The 5,237-nt window shown below is 42.2% G+C and carries 3 protein-coding genes, 1 pseudogene and 1 riboswitch; all 4 genes and pseudogenes read right to left on the bottom strand.

The features are described from left to right. Positions 1 to 347 precede the first annotated feature (347 nt). Positions 348 to 1,730, bottom strand: coding sequence for a Fic family protein (locus tag QL919_RS13995; RefSeq protein ID WP_290190079.1), 1,383 nt, complete (start codon positions 1,728 to 1,730; stop codon positions 348 to 350). A 520-nt stretch (positions 1,731 to 2,250) separates the two neighbouring features. After that, a complete protein-coding gene (locus QL919_RS13990) occupies positions 2,251 to 2,787 on the bottom strand; it encodes a manganese efflux pump MntP family protein (RefSeq protein WP_290190078.1) in 537 nt (178 codons plus the stop codon). A 43-nt stretch (positions 2,788 to 2,830) separates the two neighbouring features. Next, a riboswitch (yybP-ykoY riboswitch) is annotated at positions 2,831 to 2,998 on the bottom strand. 93 nt (positions 2,999 to 3,091) lie between these two features. Beyond that, a complete protein-coding gene (locus QL919_RS13985) occupies positions 3,092 to 4,579 on the bottom strand; it encodes a PepSY domain-containing protein (protein ID WP_290190077.1) in 1,488 nt (495 codons plus the stop codon). Between the two features lie 446 nt (positions 4,580 to 5,025). After that, positions 5,026 to 5,237: pseudogene (locus QL919_RS13980) on the bottom strand (IS982 family transposase); the annotation flags it as partial.

The following is a 5,237-nucleotide window of genomic DNA, read 5'->3' as shown; positions in this document are numbered from 1 at the left end:
ACTCAAATACTCAAATACTCAAATACTCAAATACTCAAATACTCAAATACTCAAATACTCAAATACTCAAATACTCAAATACTCAAATACTCAAATACTCAAATACTCAAATACTCAAATACTCAAAATTATTTTGAGGATCTGTAATAACCTTGTCAAATAAAAATGGTCTGTTATTAGAGTTCCTTTAATATATTCTGTTTAAGTAAGAAAAATACTGATTACGTTTCAAGTTACAGTATTTTAGCCGAATCTTTTACAAACCAATCATTATCGAAACGATGATATTAACACCAGCTCAAGCTTAATTGCTAAGGCAGACTTTCCTGCGTATAGCAGGGTTTGTTCTAACTATTCAAACCATCTGCTTCATCTTTAAAGGTTTCTACAACCACAGAGAAAATATCGTCCCAAACCTCATCATTTGCCAAAAACGGATAATCCTTCAATAGCTTATTACTTTTAACACCCTTATTTTGTAGCATGCTACGAATGATTCTATCTGCATAGCTGTTGGGCATCTCAACAATCTCTTTTATCGCCAATCGTGCATAGTCATGCTTTCTTAGGTACTGTGACTCGTTATGCATCTCTTTTTCAATAACGTGAGCAATGAGCCCTGATAAGTACTGAACGTGAGGCGTTAGATCCATAAAGCGCCATGCAGGTTGAATGAGGTGAGTGTTTTCAAAATTTAAGTTTGAGCGAATACCATCAGGGTAAGTAGCCACCTGTTTATCAAAGCAATAATGATCACGGATCTGCTTCATAAGCGGCACAGAGACTCGGTCTAAAATCTTATCATAGGCATGACGGTCTGAGGGATGCTCAGCAATGGCTTGTGATATAGGTAGGATAATCGGCTCATGAGTGATTTGGTCTCGTCTGAGGACATCATTAATCAAAAAGCGATGTACGCGGCCATTGCCATCCGCTAGCGGATGAATATACACAAAGGCAAAGGAGGCAACAGCACTACGCATTAGTGCTGATTGTCCCTCAGTCTTTTCCATAAATACCCGTAACCCTGCTAGCTTGTTAGCAATGTCATCAGCAGGTGGCGCAATATAGTGCACAATCTCTTTAAAGCCATTGACCTGAGTATGCGACACAAAAACTGGTGATTGACGGACACCATACTGCTGGATAACTGTTTTGCTACCGAGTATATCTTGTTGCAACTCTGCTAGTGATTCAGGGTCAAGCGGAATGTCACCGGTGCCGGTACGCCGTGCCATCACATCGGCAAAACGTTCAATGCGTTTTAACTCTTTTCCCTCACCTTCTATAGTAAAACTGGCTTTACTCTCTCGTAGTGTCATCCATACGGAGGCGCGCATCAGTAAGTCTTGCCCAAATTCATCGTTAAGTTTGTCAACCATCATGGCAATATCGAGTGCAGCTGCTTGTGTAAAGGCCTTTGTTTTCACCAGCATCGGACAGAAATGACGGGTTCCTGCTAGGTTGTCATTGATACGCCAGCGGGCGTTCTTGATAACCTGCGAAGGACTTGAAGTAACCAATTTCTTGGTATCCAAAGCATCCACATAGTTACCGCCTATATTACTCGGTACCTCTAAACGCTCATCCATAAGCCATTCATATAAGAAAGCCATTCTACGGGCATAGCTGCCTGTCGGCTCAGCGTTTACCCATGCTTGTACGTCATTTGCCCCTATCTGCTTAAACAAACGAGTCAGTAACTCTAAACTCAGTACTTCATGACGCATGTGAAACTGTAAGTGCGCAATGGTAGTGTCCAGTGGACGCGCGGTTTCCTGATAAGCGTTATGAATGACGTCACCGTCTTTATAGGTTTGTCTGCGCCCACCGATACTGCTGCTGACCTATAAAGGGGCAGCCAGCTCGATGCTTGCATGACGGACAAGCCATGCTGCGCCAATAGGGTCTGAGGTAGGGGGTTCATCATGAGTGGCTCAAGAGTTTATAGATAAGCCATTTTGCAGAAAAGCGATTATGAATGCAACATAATGGTTATTATTAAGCCTTACTGCATTAAAACGATTTTTATATGATGTTGTTTTACCTTTAAATAAAGATCAAAGGGTGTATTGAGTGGATATAATGAGTTCACATTGGATGGGGTAAATATGCCACTTTTAACATGGATACGTAGTAAAAGAGATTTCCTTGAGCCAGTCGCTGACCATACGGCTGACTTGTTGGATGCAGCTGATAAGAAAATAATAAAGAGGACTAAATTATCAGGTCACATATAGGCTTTTGCAATTAAAAATGGCTGAATAGGATCCACCCACCGATGGCAATTAGCATTAAGCCGCCGAACATTTCCGCTTTATGGCCGATGAGTGATCCCAGTACTTTTCCAAGCATCACGCCAAACGTGACCATGCTGGCCGTCGCCAACCCAATCAAGCTTGCTGCTAGTAGAATATTAACTTCTATAAATGCAAGACTAATACCGACAGCCATCGCATCGATACTAGTACCAAAAGCAGCAACAGCAAGTTTGAGAAACGAATGTCTTGAGGGGGCTTCTTGTTCTTCATTATCCGGTTTTAGCCCTGCATACAGCATGTGCAGCCCTAAGCCTAATAGAATGACGAATGCGACCCAATGGTCCCATGCTTCAATAAAAGAGGCATCGATAAAAGAGGTAGCAGAACGGCCAATTAACCAGCCAATGATAGGGGTAATCGCTTCAATAGAGCCAAAGATGACACCCATTCTTAACGCTTCGGTAAAACGGGGGTTTTTAAGACTTGCGCCTTTACCAATCGCCACAGAAAAGGCATCAGTAGACATAGAAAAAGCAAGTAATGAAAGTGCTATAGGATTCATGTGATGTTCTCAGGCCGAGTATAGAGTCAACGACATACGCACACTCTCGACCTGCAGTGTGGATATATCGATGGTCTCGCCAACCGAGAGGTGTTCGTACCATGGCATATGGCCAAGCATGTTGACACGAACTCTTTCGCAGAACGAAAGCAGGCTACTCCCCAAAGAACGCTCACATTAACATGTCTATGTTACAAGTCAATAAGAAAGTATCTAGTCAGGCTTCTTTGAGGCTATAGCCTATAACAGTAGAATCTATTAAAGATACTTACTTCAGTAGCTTGCGTAAAAATTTAACACGCGATATCAATAAAAAATCTAATAAAGCGATGACAACAATAGCAATGATTGCCGTTGGGAATATGATAGCGACAATAAGTAACGGAATGGCAAGCGTCCACCCTATAGTAAAACGCTGACTACGAGCTGGTGGATTGAGTCCAGTCATGTCGTTAGTTTGACGAGGACGGCGTTGCCACCACATCACATAACCACTCACACAAATGGCAATAACAGAGAGGCAGAATAAAACGTTGGCTAATACACTCCACCACCCCAGCGTCCCCATGTGTATGGCAGCACCCGCTGCCATAAATTTACCAAACGCATTGTAATCATCGAAGTGTATATCAGCCAAAACCTTACCGGAATAGCGGTCAATATGCACGGTGCGATCAGCCGTTGGGCTTTTCATATCGTAGCTCATTGAGTCTTGGCTAATCGTCCATACGCCTGTTTCCCCTTGCGGTAGATTCAACTGATAACGCCCTACAAAACCAAGCTTATGAGCAAATCGATCTACGGTATCAATCATAATGGGTATATTGGGCGCAATACCGTTTTTACCCATAGTCGTACCTGATTCTGGCATTGGTGTTAACTCTAGTACCCAAGGCACGTCTTTAGTCTTTCCTGAATTTAATACGCTACCATGTGTGGGCGCTATGTCTGCTGTTGCGCCATGAACGTGCGGCGCGGCATCAGTATTATCCATATTCATACCAGCATGATGCTGACTGTGGTCAATCGACAGTGGTATGGGCGCAACGCCCCATTTACCCGCAGGGAACTGGCTCCACGACTGTACAATGCGCTCACCCCAAATGCCTGCCCAAGCCATGCCTGAAATGCAGAAAAACAGTAGCAAAACAGATATCCAACTGCCTAATGTCGCGTGGATCGTCCGGAAAAAGGAACGCTTTTTCTTCAGATTAGTATCATCAGGAATTAACATTGCTTTGACAGATTTACGCTTATGCCACCACAAATACCAGCCAGTTAGTATCATTAGAATTGTTAATGAAGCAGTCGTTTCTTGAATATAATCACCGACTTTACCCAGCAGCAAATCACCATGAATACTGTCAAAGGTATAATACAGATTGCTATTGCTGGGTGTACTGTTGACGATATCTGCAGTATAAGGATTGACGGCTACCATATTGTCATGGTCTTCTGATGTTACCTGAAACAGAGCTACCTTATCCGTATCACGAGGGGCGATATATTTAACGAGGGTACTATTGGGTAAGGTATTGAGCGCGTTTTTAGCTTGGGTAGCGATGGGCGCTTGCATTGCTGATTCGGGAACAGTAATGCTTAAACGGTCATTGTCTCGTCCCACTGTGTTAGACGTAACCAACATACCAAGTGCGGTACAAGATAAAATAATTAAAAAAGGGACAACAAATATTCCTGCATAAAAATGCCATCGCCACACGGTAAAATAGTGCTGATTGCTTGTTTCTTTATTCATAAATAGAGATTCCAATAGCTTTATACTTTCTAGCTAGCTTGGCAATAAAGTGGACAGTGAATGTCTTGTTCGCTCGTGCTGACTTTGTGGTTTATATTCTGAAGCGCAAATATTCAGAACATAATGGTTTTTTGATGGTGCGATATAATACCAGATGCTTTTTTCTCCAGTGATATTAATTTCGGTATATTGCAGATGCTAGAGGGCATAAGGAATAATAGTATGTTGACCCTAGATAGCATGGTTAAAAATCATTGAACCGGAGTTAGCTAGTAAACTTAGATGTACACTGTTCCACTCTTAGAGACTATGTCTATTCAAATAATCTAGGCTACAGGTTAGTATCCAAGTCCTCACTAGGGTACCGAACCAGTGGAAGCGCCTGATTGGTTCGGTGTGAGACCTTCCTAAAAAGTGTTTAACTACTTATACTATATACCCCACTCTCAACTTGAAATAAGCAAATCAAACTGAAGAGGCGGGTTACCAAGTTTTTTGTTGAGTACAAAGCACAGATTGTGTGAAAGAATCTTACGAATCAATCGATGAGACAAATGCCATAAATCTCTTGCTCGTACCTTTTGTATATTAAATCGTTCTGATAGCTGACCAATGACTGTTTCAACGATACGGCGGGCTTTCATTAGCCGCCTTACCA

It is taken from the genome of Psychrobacter sp. APC 3426 (genome assembly GCF_030408035.1).
GTDB lineage: Bacteria > Pseudomonadota > Gammaproteobacteria > Pseudomonadales > Moraxellaceae > Psychrobacter.
The sequence above is the reverse complement of the archived record's forward strand: the minus strand, read 5'-3'. Positions and strand labels throughout refer to the sequence as shown.

Bases quoted from the DNA above. Each gene is read 5' to 3' on its own strand.
- QL919_RS13995 (WP_290190079.1), bottom strand. From the start codon at position 1,730: ATGCGTCATGAAGTACTGAGTTTAGAGTTACTGACTCGTTTGTTTAAG.
- QL919_RS13990 (WP_290190078.1), bottom strand. From the start codon at position 2,787: ATGTCTACTGATGCCTTTTCTGTGGCGATTGGTAAAGGCGCAAGTCTT.
- QL919_RS13985 (WP_290190077.1), bottom strand. From the start codon at position 4,579: ATGAATAAAGAAACAAGCAATCAGCACTATTTTACCGTGTGGCGATGG.